This window comes from Candidatus Methylacidiphilum fumarolicum (assembly GCF_949774925.1).
Lineage (GTDB): Bacteria > Verrucomicrobiota > Verrucomicrobiia > Methylacidiphilales > Methylacidiphilaceae > Methylacidiphilum > Methylacidiphilum fumarolicum.
Genome location: NZ_OX458932.1, coordinates 1,225,577 through 1,245,801, shown reverse-complemented (window position 1 = coordinate 1,245,801; position 20,225 = coordinate 1,225,577). Strand labels below are relative to the sequence as shown.

Annotated in this window: 18 protein-coding genes; 3 read left to right on the top strand and 15 right to left on the bottom strand. The window is 40.6% G+C overall.

What is annotated here, in order from left to right; translation table 11 throughout:
• Positions 1 to 58: 58 nt before the first annotated feature.
• The 15 genes from QOL44_RS05685 to QOL44_RS05615 form a co-directional block, all read right to left on the bottom strand.
• Positions 59 to 1,744 carry a cbb3-type cytochrome c oxidase subunit I gene (locus tag QOL44_RS05685; RefSeq protein ID WP_009058674.1) on the bottom strand — a complete coding sequence of 562 codons (1,686 nt, stop codon included), beginning with the start codon at positions 1,742 to 1,744 and terminating at the stop codon, positions 59 to 61.
• A gap of 16 nt (positions 1,745 to 1,760) precedes the next feature.
• Positions 1,761 to 2,243 carry a cytochrome c oxidase subunit II gene (locus QOL44_RS05680; RefSeq protein ID WP_009058675.1) on the bottom strand — a complete coding sequence of 161 codons (483 nt, stop codon included), beginning with the start codon at positions 2,241 to 2,243 and terminating at the stop codon, positions 1,761 to 1,763.
• Positions 2,244 to 2,248: 5 nt separating this feature from the next.
• Positions 2,249 to 2,404: a hypothetical protein gene (locus QOL44_RS05675; RefSeq protein WP_009058676.1), complete on the bottom strand. Its 156-nt coding sequence runs from the start codon at positions 2,402 to 2,404 to the stop codon at positions 2,249 to 2,251.
• Between the two features lie 21 nt (positions 2,405 to 2,425).
• Positions 2,426 to 2,680 (bottom strand): hypothetical protein, encoded by a 255-nt coding sequence (locus QOL44_RS05670; protein WP_009058677.1) that lies wholly within the window; start codon positions 2,678 to 2,680, stop codon positions 2,426 to 2,428.
• A gap of 403 nt (positions 2,681 to 3,083) precedes the next feature.
• Positions 3,084 to 4,760, bottom strand: a complete 1,677-nt coding sequence (locus tag QOL44_RS05665; RefSeq protein WP_009058678.1) for a 30S ribosomal protein S1 — start codon at positions 4,758 to 4,760, stop codon at positions 3,084 to 3,086.
• Between the two features lie 292 nt (positions 4,761 to 5,052).
• Positions 5,053 to 7,170 carry a ferrous iron transport protein B gene (feoB, locus tag QOL44_RS05660; protein WP_009058679.1) on the bottom strand — a complete coding sequence of 706 codons (2,118 nt, stop codon included), beginning with the start codon at positions 7,168 to 7,170 and terminating at the stop codon, positions 5,053 to 5,055.
• Positions 7,171 to 7,250: 80 nt separating this feature from the next.
• On the bottom strand, positions 7,251 to 7,529 hold the full coding sequence (locus QOL44_RS05655) for a FeoA family protein (RefSeq protein ID WP_009058681.1): 279 nt from the start codon (positions 7,527 to 7,529) through the stop codon (positions 7,251 to 7,253).
• A gap of 35 nt (positions 7,530 to 7,564) precedes the next feature.
• A complete protein-coding gene (locus QOL44_RS05650; protein WP_009058683.1) occupies positions 7,565 to 8,212 on the bottom strand; it encodes a lysophospholipid acyltransferase family protein in 648 nt (215 codons plus the stop codon).
• Between the two features lie 546 nt (positions 8,213 to 8,758).
• A complete protein-coding gene (locus QOL44_RS05645; protein ID WP_045086637.1) occupies positions 8,759 to 9,271 on the bottom strand; it encodes a hypothetical protein in 513 nt (170 codons plus the stop codon).
• Positions 9,253 to 9,693 carry a hypothetical protein gene (locus QOL44_RS05640; protein ID WP_009058688.1) on the bottom strand — a complete coding sequence of 147 codons (441 nt, stop codon included), beginning with the start codon at positions 9,691 to 9,693 and terminating at the stop codon, positions 9,253 to 9,255. The genes QOL44_RS05645 and QOL44_RS05640 overlap by 19 nt, the downstream gene beginning before the upstream one ends.
• Positions 9,694 to 10,474: 781 nt before the next feature.
• Positions 10,475 to 10,756: a hypothetical protein gene (locus QOL44_RS05635; protein ID WP_009058692.1), complete on the bottom strand. Its 282-nt coding sequence runs from the start codon at positions 10,754 to 10,756 to the stop codon at positions 10,475 to 10,477.
• A 15-nt stretch (positions 10,757 to 10,771) separates the two neighbouring features.
• Positions 10,772 to 12,844, bottom strand: coding sequence for a 3-phosphoshikimate 1-carboxyvinyltransferase (gene aroA / locus QOL44_RS05630; protein ID WP_009058694.1), 2,073 nt, complete (start codon positions 12,842 to 12,844; stop codon positions 10,772 to 10,774).
• A gap of 530 nt (positions 12,845 to 13,374) precedes the next feature.
• Positions 13,375 to 14,265 carry a succinate--CoA ligase subunit alpha gene (gene sucD / locus QOL44_RS05625; RefSeq protein ID WP_009058695.1) on the bottom strand — a complete coding sequence of 297 codons (891 nt, stop codon included), beginning with the start codon at positions 14,263 to 14,265 and terminating at the stop codon, positions 13,375 to 13,377.
• Positions 14,266 to 14,277: 12 nt separating this feature from the next.
• Positions 14,278 to 15,462 carry an ADP-forming succinate--CoA ligase subunit beta gene (gene sucC / locus QOL44_RS05620; RefSeq protein ID WP_009058696.1) on the bottom strand — a complete coding sequence of 395 codons (1,185 nt, stop codon included), beginning with the start codon at positions 15,460 to 15,462 and terminating at the stop codon, positions 14,278 to 14,280.
• 12 nt (positions 15,463 to 15,474) lie between these two features.
• Positions 15,475 to 16,800, bottom strand: a complete 1,326-nt coding sequence (locus QOL44_RS05615) for a hypothetical protein (RefSeq protein ID WP_009058697.1) — start codon at positions 16,798 to 16,800, stop codon at positions 15,475 to 15,477.
• 177 nt (positions 16,801 to 16,977) lie between these two features.
• Here QOL44_RS05615 and trxB point away from each other — a divergent pair, with 177 nt between their 5' ends.
• From trxB to tig, 3 genes are all read left to right on the top strand, one after another.
• Positions 16,978 to 17,910, top strand: coding sequence for a thioredoxin-disulfide reductase (trxB, locus tag QOL44_RS05610; protein ID WP_009058698.1), 933 nt, complete (start codon positions 16,978 to 16,980; stop codon positions 17,908 to 17,910).
• A 755-nt stretch (positions 17,911 to 18,665) separates the two neighbouring features.
• Positions 18,666 to 18,860 carry a hypothetical protein gene (locus QOL44_RS05605; protein WP_009058699.1) on the top strand — a complete coding sequence of 65 codons (195 nt, stop codon included), beginning with the start codon at positions 18,666 to 18,668 and terminating at the stop codon, positions 18,858 to 18,860.
• 38 nt (positions 18,861 to 18,898) lie between these two features.
• Positions 18,899 to 20,224, top strand: a complete 1,326-nt coding sequence (gene tig, locus QOL44_RS05600) for a trigger factor (protein ID WP_134372656.1) — start codon at positions 18,899 to 18,901, stop codon at positions 20,222 to 20,224.
• Position 20,225 lies beyond the last annotated feature (1 nt).

Here is a 20,225-nt window from a genome sequence, read left to right as displayed (position 1 = left end):
GAAAGTAATAAAAGATTGAGGTAAAAAACTAAGGAGCTCTACTGTAGGCTCTTTTTTTTCAGAATCCCTGAAAAGGTGGGGAATTTAATTTTGGCGGCAGGTGTGTAAGCAAAAAAGGACCATAGACCAGAGCAATTAAAATGAAAGAGAGTAAAACCCAATAAGAGAGTTTATCGAGTATGAGTTGCCAACCTGATGGGGCAGCCCCTAGGTAGGTTTCAGTAAATGGCAAATCCCCTGTGCTTTCCATTTTTTTGCCTTGAATCAGAGTAAAGAAAATAACAAGAAAGAATAAAACACATCCAATGAACATAATGGTTCCACCAATTCCAGTCAGCGCACCAGCTAGTTTCCAGCCAGGTAAAGGCTCATAATTGATAATAGCTAAGGCAGTTCTTCTTGGCATACCCAGTATTCCACCAGAAATCTCTCCTCGAGCAAAAATCAATATACCAAGAAAATAAACCCACGGCTGCCATTTTGCGATTTTTTCTAAAGCTAACTTCCTTCTTGTTAAATAAGGAATAAGCCAATAAGCAATTCCAAAGTAAGAAAGGGTAACAGCCGATCCAAGGGTAAGGTGAAAATGTCCAGGAACAAAAGTCGTATTGTGGATCAGAAGATTCATATTATAGCTAGCATTCATGATTCCAGTTATTCCTCCAGGCAAAAAAGCAATCATGGCCAACACCTGAGCACTCACAGCAGGGTTACTCCATGGCAGTTTTAAGAACCAACCAAGTATCCCCTTGCCTCCATTGGCTCTGCCTCCAATTTCTAAGGCATACATGATAGAAAATGCTGTGAGAAGACTAGGGAAAGCTATGCCAAAAGTGAGAATAAGAACAGCAATCTTGAAGTAATTACCTACCCCTGGATCAGTATATTGATGGTGGAATCCTACTGGTACCAGGACCACAAACATTATAAAGGCAATCCGAGCAAGCGAGTCACTGAAGAGTTTACCATTCACCATCCTGGGAATGAAGATGTACCATGAAACATAAGCAGGAAGTAGCCAATAGTAGACGATCTGATGACCCGTATACCAAAAGAGTACTCGACTCAACAGTGGATCAGAGCCTGGAAGAAGATTCAAGGACCAAGGAAGCAAAAGGAAAAGATCCTCAATTGCTGCGCCCAAAGAAGAAATATCCCACATGATATAGGTCATTATTGAAACATAAGCCATGAGAGGAATCCTCTCACCTTTATGTTCCTTTCTCCATTCTGCTAGAGCCCATAGTTGGGCAGCGGAAATAATCCAGGTGCTAACTACAGCTAGCGCGATTCCAAAATAAAATGCCCAATGCGCTCGTAATGGCGGATAAAAAGTATAAAGCACACTGGCCTTACCAAGAAATATAGGAATTCCAGCAAACACTGTTCCTAATACCAAAAGTACAAAAGATAAAGCAAGTAACCTTGAGTTTAGATTTCTGCCTAAAGCTCTAGCTGTAGTCAAGGAAAGCCATCCATTGGCTTCAGCAAAAGTGAATATAAAAGCATTAAGCACCCCATGGGCTGTCAACCCTTCATAATAGGTTTTCATTCCAGGCAAAAACGTAAAAAGGCTAATCCCTGCATAATTCAATCCTTGAACAAAACCCTGAAAAACCCCAAAGGCCAGCGCAGCGAAGCCAAAAAGGATAGACCATAAAATCCAGCGGCGGTTTGCAGGGGAAAGTTCAAAATGTTTTGGGTCTTGGACTACTTCGGTTTGGGCTTGAACAATAGCGCTCATTTTTGTTTTTCTTGTTTTATTTTACGGTAATAGTTCCAGTCATGAGATGATGTAGGGTACCACAGTACTCATGACAAATAATTCGATAAACTCCAGCTTTATCAAATTTGTGCCTAAGGATAGAAACCTGTCCAGGTAAAAGCATCATATTCACATCTGTATTAGGAATGAAAAAACCATGATCGATATCCAAACTAGTCCCATAGAAAGTAACATCAGCTCCTATAGGAAGCTCTATGGAAGGAGGATTAAACATCCATGCTTGTCCTAGCACTACGACTTTATATTTTCCAGGAGCCACTTCCTGAACTCCTGGCTGATCAAATGGGGGGGTTCGCATAGTTGCCGAAGCCAAAGCCTCTCCAGGATTTGGAACAATCTGACCAACATCAGTAGGAACTCTTACAGCCAAAATTACCGAAGCATAAATAAGAGCTACTATGAAAGCCAAAAGAATGCCTATAGAAAGCCAGACATAAATTTTTTCTAGTTTTTCCATCTGAGCTACCTCCTTTCCACCATTTCAAAAAACATGAAAAGCCACATTCCAACAAGAATGGCAAGATAGAGGATCAAAACAAAAAGAGTTCCAACCGGAGGAGGAATTTTTTTTTCAGGGGCTATTTGCTGTTGCCCTGGTTTTAGTTGAGCCTCGCTCATACTTTTCTCCTTTTTGAAAAATTAACTTTCAATCTCTTCTGATAGTGAACAACGGAGCTGCCTAGAAAAAAATCCAGCAACCACGAAAAAAACCACAAGCCAGATCAATGCATACAAACCATCCAGGGGTTTGCCCATCCCCTCAAGAAAAATATTTAAAGAGCCCCATCCCAAGAATGAGATTAAACTAAGCATAAAAAAATAAAATAGAACAATCCCCGTCAATCCCGTTTGACATTCCTTTTGTCCAGATAAAGTTGTATCATGATCTGTCATGATATGTCCTCTTTATTCTAAAAATAAAAAGTAAAGATTCTATTCTTTTAGGATAAAGTAGTTAACTAAAAAAAACAATAGAGAAGAAATTTCTAAAAAGTAATACTATTTTTCCCCTATGCATAACATAGTGGAAAATATGGGCACGATTAAATATGTTTTTTCTATTTCTCTATTGACAGCATGATTTATCAAGAAATCGATAGAAAAGAACTTAGGGCAAAAAGCACTCTCTACTTATAGGGAGAAAATACTGTTGTTGATTGCTTCTTCTTAGCCTTGTCTAAAAGTCTTATATCCTATTGTTCAAGAATAATGGCGCTTAGTAGCAAGAGTGTGGACAAGCCCAAAAACCTTCTCGGTATGCCTATTTTTAACCAACTTGGGCGCTAAGAGAAGTCTGTTAGCTTTTCTTTTTTGATTCTCCAGGCCGATAATCTTCTTCAGCTTTGCTAAATGCATCTTCCAAGGATCCAAGCTCTTCTGCTGGCCTACTAAACTCCATTTTTTCTCTTTCTTTTTCAAGCTGTTCAGGCGTATAATGAAGAGCTTTAATAGAAAGGCCAATGCGACGTTCCTCTTTATCAATTTTAATGATTCGAGCACTCACCTCCTGACCAACCTTCAGCACATCCTTCACTTTAGCCACCCGATCCGCACTTATCTGAGAGATATGTACTAGCCCATCGATCTCATCAGCAAGTTGAATAAATGCACCAAAACTGGCAATTTTACTCACTTTTCCGCTAACTATTTCTCCTACTTTGTATTTCTTTTCAATTTCTTTCCATGGATCTTCTGTCAACTGCTTGATTCCAAGAAGTATTTTCTGATTAGTTTTGTCAATCTCTAGTACCTTCGCTTCTATTTCTTCTCCTTTTTTAAGGACTTCGGAAGGATGGTTGATTTTTCGTGTCCAAGACAAGTCATTAACATGAATGAAACCATCTAAAGCATTTTCCAATTCAATATAAGCACCATAGGCTGAAAAGTTCTTCACTTTACCTTTGACAATAGTACCAGGAGGGTAAAGTTCAGAGGCTTTATCCCATGGATTTACTTCCAAAGCCTTTAGACTTAAAGAAAGCTTCTGTTCTGCTTTATTGATATCAAGAACCATCGCTTCTACTTCCTGCCCCATAGAAAGGACTTCACTTGGTTTTGTTATCTTTTGCGTCCATGATATTTCTGAAATATGTACCAATCCTTCAATTCCAGGTTCAAGTTCTATAAACGCTCCATAAGGAGCAAGATTGACTACTTTCCCTTTGACCTTTGTGCCTACAGGATATTTTTCCTCAATATTTTCCCAGGGATTTGGCGTTTTCTGTTTTAGTCCAAGAGAAACCCTTTCTTTTTCCCTATCCACATCGATGACAACCACCTCGATTTCTTGACCCACTTTAAGAATTTCAGAAGGGTGATTGATTCGACCCCAGCTCATATCCGTAATATGAATAAGCCCATCAATGCCATCCAAATCGATAAAAGCTCCAAAATCCGTAACGTTTTTGACTACTCCTTTTACAAGATCCCCAACATGAACTTTTTCCAAAAATTGAAGTCTTTTTTGATTTCTTTCTGCTTCTACAATTTCCCTTCTTGATAAAACAACATTTTTTCTTTCTTCACTAATTTTGACGATTTTGCAGGTTAGCGTGGCTCCTTCATATTCCTTCAAATTTTTGGGTGGGACTACATCGATCTGAGAGGCAGGCAAAAAGGCCTCCACTCCAATGTTTAACATTAATCCTCCCTTAACAACCTGCTTAACTTTCCCAGTGATCGTCCCGCCTTCTTCAAATGTTTTTAAGATCTTATCCCAATTCTGTTTTTGCGCGGCTTTTTGCCTAGAAAGAACGACCATTCCCTCTTCATTTTCCAAGCTCTCCAATAAAACTTCTATTTCTTGTCCAACCTGTATCGATTCGGGCTCTTCAAATTCACTTAGGGGAATGATACCTTCGGATTTGTAGCCAATGTCTACAACCACTTCCTTAGAATTTTTGTCTACAACTTTTCCCTTGACAATGCTTCCTTCTACAAAATCAGGAATCGACGCTAAAGTCATTTCTACCATTTTTATCCTCTCTTATTATAACTTTTATAACTTATCCTTTTTTCAATGCTCCTTAAAAAAATGCCTCTTATTAGAAAAAATTAGGAATAAAGAAAAAATCAAGAGCTGTCACGGTTAGGCTAGATCTCAAGAGAATGGATCTACCTTTTTTTCTTTTATACATTTGTCACAGCCACATGAACCACTGCCCTTTCTCCTGTATATCCATATTAGATAAATCAAGGCCATGCATACAAGGATACCACTAATAACACTCTGCCATTTCATTTAATAGTTCTCTAAATTCATCTAATTAACTAAAACCTAATAATAAACCTATTTGATAAAATAGGAAAGCACAAAAATAAGCAAAGGAAGTCATATAGGCAAACTGAAAAAGCGCCCATTTCCATGAGCCGGTTTCTCGTCTCACAACAGCAACAGTACTTAAACATTGCAAAGAAAAAGCAAAATAGATCATCAACGAAAAACAGCTTAAGGGACTGAACACTTCTTTTCCATCTGGCCATTTATCCTTGCGCATAGCTTGAGCCAAAGGAAGAATATTCTCCTTGGTTTCTTCTCCTGTATAAATTACCCCCATGGTGCTGACGAACATTTCCCTGGCAGCTTGAGCACTTAAGAGCCCTACGCCGATTTTCCAATTAAAACCTAAAGGTTTAATGACCGGCTCAATAAAATGCCCTATTCTTCCAGCAAAGCTATGAGAAAGTGCTTGAGAATTAGATTCTCCAGGAAATTTTGGATGAGAAGTTAAAAACCACAATAGAATAGAAACCGAAACAATGATCGTTCCAGCCCTTTTGAGAAAGGCTAAAGCTCTTTCGTACATTTGCAAGCTAATCGACTTTATCGATGGGCGACGATAGGGGGGCAATTCCAAAAGTAAAAAGGATTGTTTGCCTTTAAAAAGAGTCTTTTTAAAGATCCAGGCAAAGAAAAAAGCACCTCCTATCCCCAAAATATACAGAAAGAAAATAGTAAAGGAACTCCATAAAACTGGATGGGAATGTTGAGAAAAGAGCACGCCACACATAAGAACATAAACGGGAAGGCGAGCTGAACAACTAGCAAAAGGAGCTATGAGGATAGTCAAAAGCCTATCTTTAGGATTATCTATTGTCCTAGCGGCTAGGATCCCTGGAATCGCACAGGCATGACTGCTAAGTAAAGGTAAAAAAGATTTTCCATGAAGACCTACCGCATTCATGAGTTTATCCATTAAAAAGGCCGCTCTAGCCATATAGCCCGTATCTTCTAATAAGCCAATGAAGAAAAAAAGCACAAGGATCTGAGGCAAAAAGACAACTACATTGCCAGCTCCTCCAATGATTCCCTGACATATAAGATCCCTTAGATCTCCAGGAGGAAAAACCGTTTGAAACTTTTCTGAAATAGCTCTCATTCCTTCATCTATTAAGTCTTTTGGATAAGATCCCATCCCAAAAACCGCTAGGAACATCAATGCCATCGCCATAGAAAAAATCAACCATCCCCAAAAGGGGTGTGCCACATAACGGTCGATCATATCACTTAAGCCTCTAGAAAGATGCACCCCTTTTTTTACGGCGCCTTTCACAAGATGTTGCAAAGTTAGGAATCTTTCTCTAACCACGGCATCCCTCCAGTCGGGCTTTAGTTTCCCGATTTTTTCCTGAGCCCGTTTTACTGACTGAATGAGAAAATCCATGCGAAACAACTTTGCTGTTGTTTCTGGATCTGGAGAAAGCAAAAGAAGAAGAAGCATTATTCTACTAATTGGGCCTATTCCCTGAATTTCACTCTGATTTTCAAGAGTCGTAATTTCTTCTTCTATAAAATCTGGATAATTCAGAACAAAAGGTTTCGATCGAGCGATTTCTTTACTCAACACCGTTTTTAACTGAACTACACCACTCTTTTTATTTGCCTGGCAGGGAACCACAGGGCAGTTAAACTTTTGGGAAAGGATCCGACAATCCACTTCCCATCCTTTGGCCGCAAGTTCATCGATCATATTGAGAACGATTACCACAGGTCTGTCCAATTCCAGAATCTGGCTAACAAGATACAAACTCCTTTCCAAATTTGAAGCATCAACAATACAGATAATGCCGTCAGGTTTAGGAGTGTCTTCTCTCAATCCCAATAGCACTTCAGTCGTGATTTTTTCGTCAGGAGAATTAGGTAGAAGGCTATAAGTTCCAGGCAGATCGATCAGTTGGCATTTTTCTCCATAAAGTGTGTAAAAAATCCCCACTTTTTTTTCAATGGTGACTCCCGGATAATTTGCAATCTTCTGCCTTAAGCCGGTCAGGGCGTTAAATAAAGTGGTTTTTCCACTATTTGGATTGCCTACAAGAGCAAAAGTGAAAAGCTTACTGGCTGATTCTGATTTGAAAACCCGCTCATCTTTCTTTAACAATGCCATAATAACAAGCTAATAAAAACAAAAAGAACGCTTTAAAAACTACTTCACTTAAACAAAAAAAATAGACAAGCTGTATGCTATTAAATGGCCGAATCTTTTTTGGCAGAAGTAACAAAAATTCTTTTTGCTAACAACTTGTTTAGTCCTATCTTCGAGCCACAGACCAAACAAACCGTCATCGCTCCATGAGCAATCTTCACCACTTCTGCCTTTTCGCAAAATCCCAACTCCCTAAGCCGATGACATTCGACGGCGTTTCCCTCTATCGAATGGATATAAAAGATAGAGCCAATATCCGCTTCGGCTAGAGAAATAGTATTTTTCCTATTGCTGTTAGCTTTCCTTTCTTTTTCAATCATCTAAGTATAGTTTTACTAATATTGTAAAATTTCCCTTAGACAAGCAAATCCTTTTGTACAGAATCCATTTTAACATCGAAGCGGAGTGATGCTATTTTTTCCATCATTTCATCAGCGACATTCTGGTAGTACGATTTTTTAGAAAGTCCAGGAGGACACGGCATAGGCCAATAAGGCTTACCTATGACTACCCTGATCGGATGAGGCTTTGGAATTTTAGCTGTCCTTGGAAAGGCCTCAAAAGAACCAAATATCCTTATGGGCAACACAGCCACTTTTGCTTTTGCGGCAATATATCCTACCCCTGGAGCAGCTTTTTGCAAAGTTCCTGAAGGGCTCCTCGTTCCTTCTGGAAAAATAAGGATGGACTTTTCTTTTTCAAAAAGATCTAGAATGAGCCGAAACGAACCAACTTCAGGTTTATCTCGATCCAGAGGTATTGTGTTCAAATAGCCAATAAGTTTTCCAAGTAAGAAGCTGTCAAACAAAGTTTTCCTGGCAACAAAATAAATTTCTTTTTGAAACGCACAGCCCACAATGGGTGGGTCAAGATAGCTACAATGATTTGCTACAATCAATACTGGAAAAGAAGGAATATTTTCTTGTCCATAGACTTTAAAATCAAAAAAGAGTTTTAAAAAACCTAAAGTCAGAAGACGAGCAAGAGCATAGCCTTTTTTCACAGATTTGTCCTAAATTCGCTTTTTAAAAAATTATTTAATAAAAACACTTTTGATCTATTACTATAAAACATACTCAGAACTTGCTTGCTCCTTACCCAAGTTTATTCTTTTCGCCTAGGTTTTGTGCCGGGAGATCACAGAATTGTCAATACTATTTCTTTCTCTAGGAGAAAGAGATGGGATTGAAGAGCCGGCTGCGTACAATCCGTCGATGCTCCCATTAATCACGATGACAATTGCTCCTTCTTCGCGCTTATCCGATAGTGTATGTCTATAGCTGGGGTCTGCCACTCTAGAATAGCCCTCCACCTCGAGTTTCCAATCGAGCGGTTTTTCCTTCCTATGGGAAAACTTCTCCGAAAGAATCGCAGGCAGCCGGCTCTTCGGAATCCACTACAATATTCTCCGGATGTCCAATCATTTCTTTTAGGTTGCATGCACCAATCCAATCCGCATGACTTTCCTATCCACCCTCTCGGCACGCAAAGCTGTCTTTGGCACGGTTCTTTGGATGAACATACCTGCAATTCGGATAAAGACAGAGAGCTATAGGCCAGGTTGGCCCTCTCTCGATGGGAACCTCCCAGAGGCACCAGCAATTCGATTCGGTTCCGAAGCGACTCGGTCCGAATCAGGATGATGTATAGAGCAAGCTTCTTGCTCGGCGCATGATCCCAAAAGCAAAGGAGCTCTGATGAGGACGCTGAGAGCTTTTGCGAAGCAATAAATAAGCTCAGGCTTGTGTTCGGCTGCTGTTTGATTTCCACCTGTGATTTTTCGCAGCCGCTTTCGGTGATATTCGCCTCCCAGCTTCTTCCTACGGATCCGCCTGGCCTTGAATAGGTACTTAGTGTCCCGCTGGATCTCATGAAGCCCACCCCGGTTCTCCCCTCTCTTTTTGTGGATGCATGTCAACCAGGAGAGCATCTCACTAAAGCCTTTCCTATACCACATCCCATGATCCTTAGGGAAGACCTCAGAAAGACCTGCATCGATGCCACCGGCTTCGCCTTCAAGCCGCTTCGGAATTTTTACCGCCGCTAAATAATGGATCTCCATCCCCCCTCTCGTTCAGAACAAGGCGGATGTCGCCCGAGATTCCCATTTTGCAGGACAAAGGCACTAGAATCTCCTTGCTGAATTAAAGACTCATGAGGGTGATATATCCCCCTCCCTTCTCCTCGAAGGTCCAGTAGAGGCAGTTCTAGTAGATGCTGGCCTCGAAGCTCGCCAAATGGCTTGATTGTGTTCTCGGCGGCTTTCCACTGGCCTTCTGCAGGTCCTTTCGCAACTGCAGGAATATAGCATCCTTCCTCTCCTATGAGAATGGAAAGGCACAGAGGGATAATTGAGGGTTTCTCCCCGCAGAAATAAGAAGATCTGCCCGATGAAACGAAGCGTCCAAAAGGCAAGTCTCTTTTCTGTTTCTTTCCTTCCTCCTCTGCAGCGGGCCTTCGGACCAATTCATGCTGAGTAGGCAAGCAACCTCTTCTTAACTGTCACGAAGGCATCCTTAAGTGTCTATTTTCACATCTAGTCTGAAACCCGTTCAGACAAGCGAAGTCTTCCGCCAAGGGATAGCCTTGCTCCCCATGTTCGCAGAGGCTTTTTGCAAAGTGGCTCAAGCCAGAAAAGAGTGAAGAAAACGCTCTTTCTTAGCTGAGTAGCGTGGGCAAAAACCCGCAAGAAACTCTCGCTTCTTCCCGTTGAGCGGCAAAGGCTCTCTGTTCGAGATCGATTGACCCATCGTCTTATCCAACTGCATCGGCTTTCCTCATGACCTCTGGTCTTTCCTTCTGTATTTGCATAACCCATAAATGTGGCTTAGGAAATCAGAGATGATAGAAAGGAGCTCCTTGGACATATCCCTTCGGAGAGAGAATTGTTCATTTATGAGGTGGATTTTGGTTCCACTAGAGAAGCACAACTTCTCAAACCATTCGAAGCCAAATCAGACCCGCTGGTCCTTGTGGCCATTACGACTTGGGAGGAGATCTCCCCCTGTTCTCCCAGCTCTATCAAAGGTAAAGAATCTCTTTTCTTTTGTAGTCTAGTCGGCTCCTTTCAGTCCCCCTAGCCGTTCAGCCACCATTTTGCCTTGAGCTAGACAAAACCATTCCAGAGCTCCTCACTAATGATCCCCCTTTTATCTGGCGCTCAAGCCTTTTGTGCGGAGCTCTCGTTGCCTTTTGATTGACCCCTCGCAGATATTGGGGTATAGTATTACTTGTTTATTTATGGGGGGTCGTATCAAAATGGAGATCAAAGCACCTTGGATAACCATTTTAAAATTTGATCACCATACAGGATTCCCAAAGACAGGAGCGAACTACCACCAACAAGGGCAGACGCAGCTAAAGTGCAAAGGGCTTTTTCGCGATTCGCATTGGTATAATGATAGATAGCCTCGAATAACCAAAAGATGCCTAATGATAGGCAAAAGATAAGCCGTTTGATAGCACGGCGAATAAGTAATTTATTTAATAATATCAGTACTTCCATGGTGAGTAGTTTAAATTCGCTTTTCCATTTTTTCAAAGTCATTATTCCTATATTCTTTCAATCCATTTTCCCTCTGGAAATAGTCAATCCTTTTTTCCAAAGAATATCGAGAATCTTTTCGACCACTTTCTGAGCAGAAGGCTTTGTAGTATCTAATTTTACAGCATCCACAGGGCAGAGTAATGGAGCAGAACTTCTTAATATATCCAATCTATCTCTTTGAGCCACGTTATCTCTTTCACCTTGTTCTTCTCTCCTCTTTTCTCTTTCTTCCAAATTAGCATCGAGGAAAAACTTATAAGGGCTCTCAGGGAAAACTACCGTACCAATATCCCTGCCCTCTACCACCAATGGCTCCTTATAAGCAAGTTCTCTTTGAAAAGGCAATAGCCATTCTCTGATTTTCCTATAAGAAGCAACAATCGAAACCGCTTCATTTACTTCTGGACTCCGAAGCTCTTTCTCCAAGGGTTGTTGGTCATCTACAAGTATAGAAGCCTGGGAAAAAGAGTCCTCTTTTCGAATAACACATCGTAAGTTTAACTTTCGGCAAGCTTCGACGGCCTTCTCCTCGTCATGAACATCGTATCCCAAAGCCAGAATTTTCCAGGTTACTGCACGGTAAAGAGCCCCTGTGTTAAAATAGGTAAATCCCAGCACCTTGGCTATTTCTTTGGCGACCGTGCTTTTACCGGAAGCCGTTGTCCCGTCAATAGTAATGACAGGGTAAGGGAGTTCTTTTTTCTCAAGCTCTGTGGCTTTGGCGAATTTTTGGGATCCCATAATGAAATTTTTGATTTTTTTTGTTTCTTCCGCCCAGCCTTCTGTAGAAGATTGAGTCAAGGCTCGTAAATCTTCCTGAAAGCCTGGATAGGAAGTAGCAATACAGTCAACGTCATCTATCCTGGAAGCTTTGTTTGCTCTCAACGCAAGAATGGAAAAAGCCATGGCAATCCGATGATCTCCAAAACTTTCTACTCTTGCTGCTTGCACTGTATTCTTCCCTTTAATCCTCATCCCATCTACTAACTCTTCTACCTCCACTCCAAAGGCTCTTAAATTGGTTACAATTGCTTTAATTCGGTCTGATTCTTTAACCCTTAATTCCTGAGCATTTCGAATTTCCGTTACCCCATCAGCCAAAGCTCCGACCACTGCTAAAATGGGAATTTCATCGATTACCCCAACAATCTCTTCTCCTTGAATAACCGTTGCCCTCAATTTATTGCCACGTACCCAAAGACTGCCTATAGGCTCTCCCTTCGAATAAGATTCTATAGATTCTTCAATTTGCGCTCCCATTCTAAGAAGAATATTCAATAATCCAGTTCTGGTTGGATTCAAACCAATAGAGCGCACTCTCAGCTCGGAATGGGGGATAGCCGCAGCAGCACCAATCCAGAAGGCGGCTGATGAAAAATCTCCAGGCACCTCTATGTCGGTAGCCTCTAATTTCATTCCTCCATGCAGAATAATCTCTCCTTTTTCTCTAATTGTTCGCACTCCGAATTGCTCAAGCAGTCTTTCGGTATGGTCCCTACTTGCTACCGGTTCGATAATCCGAGTAACCCCTGAAGCAAAAAGGCCAGCAAGTAAGATACAAGATTTGACTTGAGCACTTGGTATGGGTAATCGGTACTCAATGCCTTTGAGAGTAGATGGTTCTATGATAAGTGGCGGGGTATCCTTAGGTCCATCGGCTCGAATTTTCGCTCCCATCATTCGGAGGGGTTCTATGATCCTGCTCATAGGCCTCTTAGAAAGAGAGTAGTCTCCTATAAGCTTAGAGTAAAAAGGCTGAGCCGTAAGGATGCCAGCAAGCAGTCTCATCATCGTTCCAGAATTACCACAATCAATGGCTTCAAAAGGAGGAAAAAGGACTCCAGACTTCCCCTCAATGATCAGATGGGTTTTCCCTTGTTTTTCTACACTCACCCCCATTGCTTCAAAGGCTCTTAGAGTGCATAAGCAGTCTTCAGAAGGAAGAAAATTGCGGATTGAACTTCTGCCTCTAGCTAAAGAGGCAAGCATCACAGCCCTATGACTGATGCTTTTATCGCCTGGTACCGTTACTTCACCTTTAATAAAAGCAGCCGGCTCTACTATGAGATAGGAATTCGTGTTAGCCATCGTTTCTAGTTTCTACCTTGTTCATATTTGTCTTATCGCATTGCTCTCTATATACATAGTTATTCTAATTTATTTATCAATAAAAGATAAGAGAAGAAGCTGTTAGCCTTTTCTTTTTCTTCTAAGAGAAGGCAATGCCTTATCCACACTTATAAGCTAAGCACCTTATGCACTTTTCTTCTCACTATTTTTCTTTTTTTAGGCTTCTGCTGCCTATTGTTTGTAGCTCTAGTAAAACCACTGGTCACCAACAATGTCTAAAACAGGCAAAAACAGATACACTATCTTTCACTGTTTTCTTCCTATTTGAGGCTATCCACTAGCTCAGAGCGCTTGTTCTTGTTCTACTACAATAGATGGAAATGGAAATAGAGTTGGCTTGATATAGCAAGCCCTCTACCGAAACTGTCTCTGGGATATTTTGCGATAGAAGTTAGATTGCGTTAAAATATGGAATTGAGAGTACACGCTAAGATTATACAATGCACTTATCAATTAGAGAAGCGAAGAATTCTACCCTTCCTATTGAATCACTTTTTATCTTTCCACTCCTCTATCGCCTCATAAACTCCTCTGCCTATTTCAGAAACAGAAGGTATAACTTTTATTCCAGCCTCCTTAAATGCCTCAATTTTAGCCGTAACAGTTCCTGACTGTCCAAGAATAATTGCTCCGGCATGCCCCATCCTTTTACCGACAGGAGCGGTAAGACCAGCAACAAAAGCTGCCACTGGTTTTTTTGGATTTTCTTTTATCCACTGGGCGGCTTCTTGTTCTTCCACCCCTCCAATTTCTCCAATAATAAGAACGGCTTCTGTCTGTGGGTCTTCCCAAAACAGTTCCACAACTTCCCGAATGGACAGGCCATGAATTGGATCTCCCCCTATGCCTACGCAACTACTCTGTCCTAATCCTAACCGTGTTAGTTGCCATACCGCTTCATAGGTTAAGGTACCACTCCTTGAAACAACCCCAACCTTTCCCGGCTTATGAATGTATCCAGGCATAATGCCTGCTTTTGATTCCCCCGGAGTAATTATTCCAGGACAATTAGGGCCAACAAGTCGTGCGTTTTCTTGAAAGAGTAGACGCTTAACTTTTGCCATATCAAACGTTGGGATTCCCTCCGTAATGCAAATAATGAGATCCATCTGACAATCTACAGCTTCCACAATTGCATCGGCCGCAAAAGGAGCTGGAACAAAAATGAGAGAAACATTGCAATCCGTTTTTGCTTTTGCTTCCTTAAGCGTGTCAAAGATAGGTATATTATTTTCGAAAAATTCTCCCCCTTTTCCTGGGGTTACCCCAGCGGTTATCTTTGTCCCATATTCCATACAGAGTCGGGTATGAAACGCTCCGTATTTTCCGGTAATACCTTGAACAACTACTCGATCTGTTTTTCTTAGAAGAATAGCCATAAGAAGTTATAATTATTTTTTTAAGAATTGAACGGCTTTTCGAGCCGCATCTTCTAGATCATCGGCGAAGAGATATTCAAGAGAAGAGTTTTCCAAAATTATTTTTCCCTCTTTGACTCGTGTTCCTTCCAGCCGTATAACCAAAGGAATAGAGGGTCGATGGGTTTTTGTCGCCTCTACGATTGCCTCCGCAATAAGATCGCAGCGCATGATACCACCGAAAATGTTGATTAAAATCACTCTTAAGTTCCGATTTGATAATAAAATACGAAAAGCATTCTCTACCTGGCTTTGATCCGCCCCCCCACCGACATCAAGGAAATTAGCCGGTCTGCCTCCAAAACGGTCCAAAATATCCATAGTAGCCATAGCCAACCCGGCTCCATTGACCATGCAACCAATCTGGCCATCTAGTCCGACATAGTTGACCCCGGAACGAATCGCTTCGGATTCTTGTGGATCATAAATTGTTTCATAACGGTAGGCTAAGAGCTCTTTCTGCCTAAACAAAGCATTGTCATCTATCGTTATTTTGGCATCTAATGCCCAAAATTTCCTTTCCCTATCCATAGCTAGAGGATTGATTTCGCAGAGACTGGCATCGTGTTTGACAAAGGTCTTATAAAGAGATTTTAAGATGCGGGAAAGCTCAACGAGTTCCTTACCTCTGAATCCAAGATCTAATCCAAACTCTCTGGCTTGAAAATCCCAAAGTGAATAATCAGGCAAAACAAATTTTTTAACAATCGCTTGAGGATTTTCCACCGCAATCTTTTCGATCTCGACTCCACCAGCACGGCTTCCCATGAGAAGCAACGAAGCAGTCGAATGGCTATAGGAGATAGAGAGATAAATTTCTGAGCTAATATCGATAGATTCGCTAACAAGCACTTTTTTAACTAATTGTCCCTGCTCTCCCGTTTGAGCAGTGACTAAAATTGAACCAATCATCCTTTGAGCAATTTGTTTGACTTCTTCTGGACTCTGACAAATCTTTACTCCTCCCTCTAGTCCATTAAGAAATCTTCCTTTACCCCTACCCCCTGCAGCTATCTGTGCTTTAACGACCAAAGGTCTTTTAGCAAGCTTACAAGCGATGTCAAAGGCTGCCTCTGGGGTCTCAGCAACTCCATATTGAGCCACAGGAATGCCTTCTTTTACTAATAGCTCTTTTGCAGCATACTCAAGTAAGTTCATAAAGCCTAACAATTAACCAACTTTCAAAACCTCATTATGTTCTTCATGGTGTTGTTCTACCTCTCTACCAAAAGAAGCAGGAACTATGATCGCATCTTTCATCCCATGAATAATTTTCTTATCCGATGGGCAGATCGTCACCAGAACCCCACAAAGGTGCACCTTTGAGTCAATGACAAAATAATAAGGGGAAACACGGGCCCTTCCTTCCATTTCTTCTATTTTTTCGCCTTGAGCATAGGGATGTTTGACAAGTTTTCCACGAATAAATTTTTGCATTATCCAGGGATGATGAGGGAAATCAGCAAGGGCTGCAGCGATTTTCTCTTGCCACTGAGAGGCAGGCATATCGGAGCCGATATAAACACCCCTAGAACCCCACGCTAAGGGACTGAATCCAGAAACTTTCAACACAAGCTCTCTTTGCGATTGGCTAAATGAACCCACTTCCTTCCAACTTTGCACCTCAAGTCCTGGCAGTACAGCATTATAAGGAAGAGGAGAAGGATCAACTATCCATGTATAAGGAATTATCTGCTGTAAAAACCGCATCCCTTTTTCGGTAAGGTATCTTTTCCAAAAGTCCGCCAAGGATCTGACCCAAAAAAGTCCTAATAGTAGTTTTTCTTCTAAATAAGGCTTCAAAGGAGGAGTAATCCAATGTTTAGCTGGAGAATAACTCCTTCGGATTTCGCTTAATTTTTCCCAATCAAAACATTCGAAAAACCGATAGACTGGTTCAGAATCAAACTGGAAGCTTTCTGCATGACGCATTCTATCTTTTCCTACAAGATATTCGAATTCGGGCCAATAAGTCATCGCCTCTTCAGAAACAACGACCACTCCTTCCGGGAAAATACTGTTGAATCCTCGCTTCATTCCATCGCTTCCACCAATCAAGGAATGATTCCATTGCCCATAGGTCTCCTGCAGCCAAGCAGTCAACCCAATACCTCCTGGCACGCTGTCAAGTTCGCAAAGTGCAAATCCTTCGTCAGTCAATATGAGATCAGGCCGAATGACAACAGGCAAAGAGTTTTTTAACTCTTCACTTCTAGAAATTTTAATAAGATCAGCCGGTTTCCCTTTATCTAAAAGTTCAGCAATAAATGCAGGATACTTTCCTTTAACGCTCCATTTATAGAGAAGGTCGGCGGCTAAATAAAACTTTTGCAGATAAAAGCCTAATCGGTTGAGAATCTCTACATACCGCTCTTCTAAATAGAAACTGTAAGGACTTATTTTCCACTCTTTGTCTTTAATTAATCCTGACCGTGGGACATGATCCCGAATAAATTGAATTTTTTGGAATAGAGCGTTCAAGGGTATTGAAGTCACTAGAAGTTTAGATTCAAATCAAAACAAAAATGAAGTCAATAATTTTTTTTAAATAAAATACTAAAAATTTCAATATTTTAATTTATCTTAAAATACATTTTATTAAAAAAAATGTTTATAATAACATTGTACTATCTTCATTTAATTCTTAAAAATAATCTATAAAATCGGTTTTTCATGGAAGAAGTTATCATTATAGGTTCTGGATGTGCTGGTTGGACAGCGGCCATTTATCTTGCGCGAGCTAAGCTTTCTCCTCTCCTTGTCACGGGCAGTGAACCAGGCGGACTTTTGACGACAACAACACTTGTTGAAAATTATCCTGGCTTTCCTTTAGGAATTCAGGGACCAGAATTAATGGAAGCGATGAGAAAGCAGGCAGAAAGATTTGGAACCAGGGTCAAATATCTTTCCGTAGTAACCGATTTTCAGTGTGATGGAAAAATAAAGAGAGTCAAAATAGATGATGAATGGCTGGAAACAAAAGCAGTGGTTATTGCTGTTGGAGCCAGACCTAGAAAACTTTCTGTCCCTGGTGAATCGGAACTGGAAACAAAAGGCGTTAGTTATTGTGCAACGTGTGATGGAGCATTGCCCGTTTTTAGAAACCAACCTCTTGTGGTAGTAGGTGGAGGAGATTCAGCTTGTGAGGAAGCCCTTTATCTAACACGATTTGCTTCGGTCGTTTATCTGGTACATAGAAGGAATGCCCTGAGAGCCTCTTCCATTATGGCAGAACGCGTACTGAATGAACCAAAAATAAAAGTGATATGGAATAGCGTCATTGAGAAAGTTTTAGATCCAAAACAGGATAGAGTGACAGGTGTTGTGTTGCGGAATGTGAAAGAAGAAATAACCAACTTATTGGAATGTCGAGGCCTTTTTGTAGCCATTGGGCATGTACCGAACACCCAAATTTTTGAAGGGAAAATAGAACTGGACGAAAAAAAACTCATTAAAACCACTGAAGGAACTAGAACAAGTATGGCTGGCGTATTTGCCTGTGGCGATTGTGTAGATGGTGTTTATAGACAAGCCGTCACAGCTGCTGGCATGGGTTGTATGGCTGCCATAGACGCTGAAAGATATTTAAGAGAGAAAAGTATCTAAGATAATGTCAATCAGAGGTTTTGGAGGCCTTCATTGTAATTGAAATGAACTGTATTCTTACTAAGCTTTCAGAGGATAGCAAAAGTTTATAGTTTCATTTATTAGCCTACCCATGTCTTTTCCATCCTTGATGCCTTTCACTTAGATTAGTTTTTAGTTCAGTTGATTTTTTCGAATCTCTTTGACCATCTTAAAACAAGCTTGATTGCAAGCACTTTTTGTTGGTTGGCTACTCAGAAGCATGATAGGGAAAAATCCACGTGAATGCTCGCTGATAGTAGGCAGAGATGCCGCAAACCTTGACAGATGCTAGACTTGTAGGAACATTTTCATCTATCCATAGAAATTGCAAGGTCGAAAAGCACATTCACTAGTCCTTCTATATCCCACTGGCCTTGCTAAAATAAAGCATCACCAAATACAGGCTTTTTTTTGCTTAGAACAACTGGCCGAATAGAGATGCACCGATACAACATCAGGTTGTAGCAGTCGGCAATGCAGCACTAGATGCAGTTTTTCACCCACTTGCAGCCAATGGATAGGATATTGCTACACCACGCTACATAAAAGGAACAAAAATTAATTTAATTGTATAGCTTTAAAAGTAGGCTATTAATAAATTATAAAAAAGTCTACTCTCTTCGGATAACTTATCAATTGAGTTGACGAAAACAAACGAGCAAATAGGGGTAATAAGTTCCATTTAGGTGTATATTTTTTAGGTATTATCTCTAAAGAAAAAAAACAGGCAAACAATGTTAAAAATAGTTCCATGGTGTTTTGAATGGCTAGCAATAGAGATCAATCTTTCTATTCTAGCAAGACAGAACTATTGCCTGGAAATTAAGAAATTCCTAACTATTAATTGTTCTAGGATGGCTTATCAAGCAAAGACTTATTCCTTATGGACTAGAGCCACACAAGCTCTAAAGGTCCATGAAGTTGTTTAAAGGGTTACTTTTAAGTATCAAAACGGAGGTTTATGGGAATGACTGAGAACGTTATGGAAAAACCCTCTTTGGGTTGTAAAGTCGAAGATATTAAGGGATGTCGGAAACGGCTTTATATTGAAGTTCCTTTTGAAGAGACAGTCCCAGAAAGAGAGAAGATAGTTCTTGATTTTGCTAAAAAGGCTAAAGTCGCTGGTTTTAGGGTTGGAAAGGCACCAAAGGAAGTCGTTGAAAAAATATACAAAAAAGAGATCGATAGAAAAACTGAAAACGAACTACTCAAGCTTGTTTATGAAAAAGCAATTAAAGCGCATAACATAGAAGTGGTTGCATTAATCGATCTGGAAAACGTTCGATACCAACCAGGAGAACCTTTTTCTTTTTCAGCTATTGTTGATACCAAGCCAGATTTTGTTCTTCCTAAGTATACAGATATTCCCGTTCCCAAAGAAGATACAGAAATCAAACCAGAAGAGATCGACCAAGCTATCGAGTCGATAATGGAGTCGAAAGCCACTTTTGTCGATGTTCATGGGAGAACAGTAGCCAATGGGGATTTTGTAGTTGTCTCCTATGTGGGGACTCTGGACAACCAGCCTCTTGCCAAGCTGCTTCCAACAGCGGGTGTGATGGCTAAAGGTGAGAACCAATGGATTCTGATTAAAGAAGGGGTTTTTTTACCGGGTTTCACAGATCAATTGATTGGAATGGAAGCTGGGCAGAGCAAGACCTTTGCGATCAGTTTTCCTGAGGATTGGTTTTTAGAGCCGTTACGAGGAAAGGTAGTAACCTATACCGTACAACTTCACGCCATAAAATCAAAAATCTTGCCTGTTCTTTCAGATGAATTGACCCAGGAGGTTGCAGGGCTCAATAAAAAAGAGTTTATGGAAGCAATAGAAAAATCCATAAAACAAAGCAAAGAGTCACAGGCTCGTAGCAGACAAAAGTTAAAAATCATTGATTATTTGTTGTCTTCTTCCGATTTCTCACTTCCAGAGTCTGAAATTGAAAAAGAAGCTGAGTGGCTTTTTAGAAAAGTGGTTGTTGACATGCAACAAAAAGGAACCCCTCTTGCCGTTCTTGAAGAAAAAAAGGATGAGATTTACTCTAAAGCTCTTATTCAGGCAAGAAGAAAAACCAAATTACATTTTCTTCTTGAAGAAATAGCGAAAAAAGAAAACATTTCCGTAACGAAAGATGATTTGGCAATGGCAATTCATAACCAGGCAATAAAACTAAGAATGGAACCAAAACAATTTTTAAAGAAACTTCCTTCTGAAGAGCTAAACGCTATTGTGAATGAGGTTTTTAATCAAAAAGTTTTAGATTTTTTATTGGAAAAAGCAAAGATTGAAAATTGAA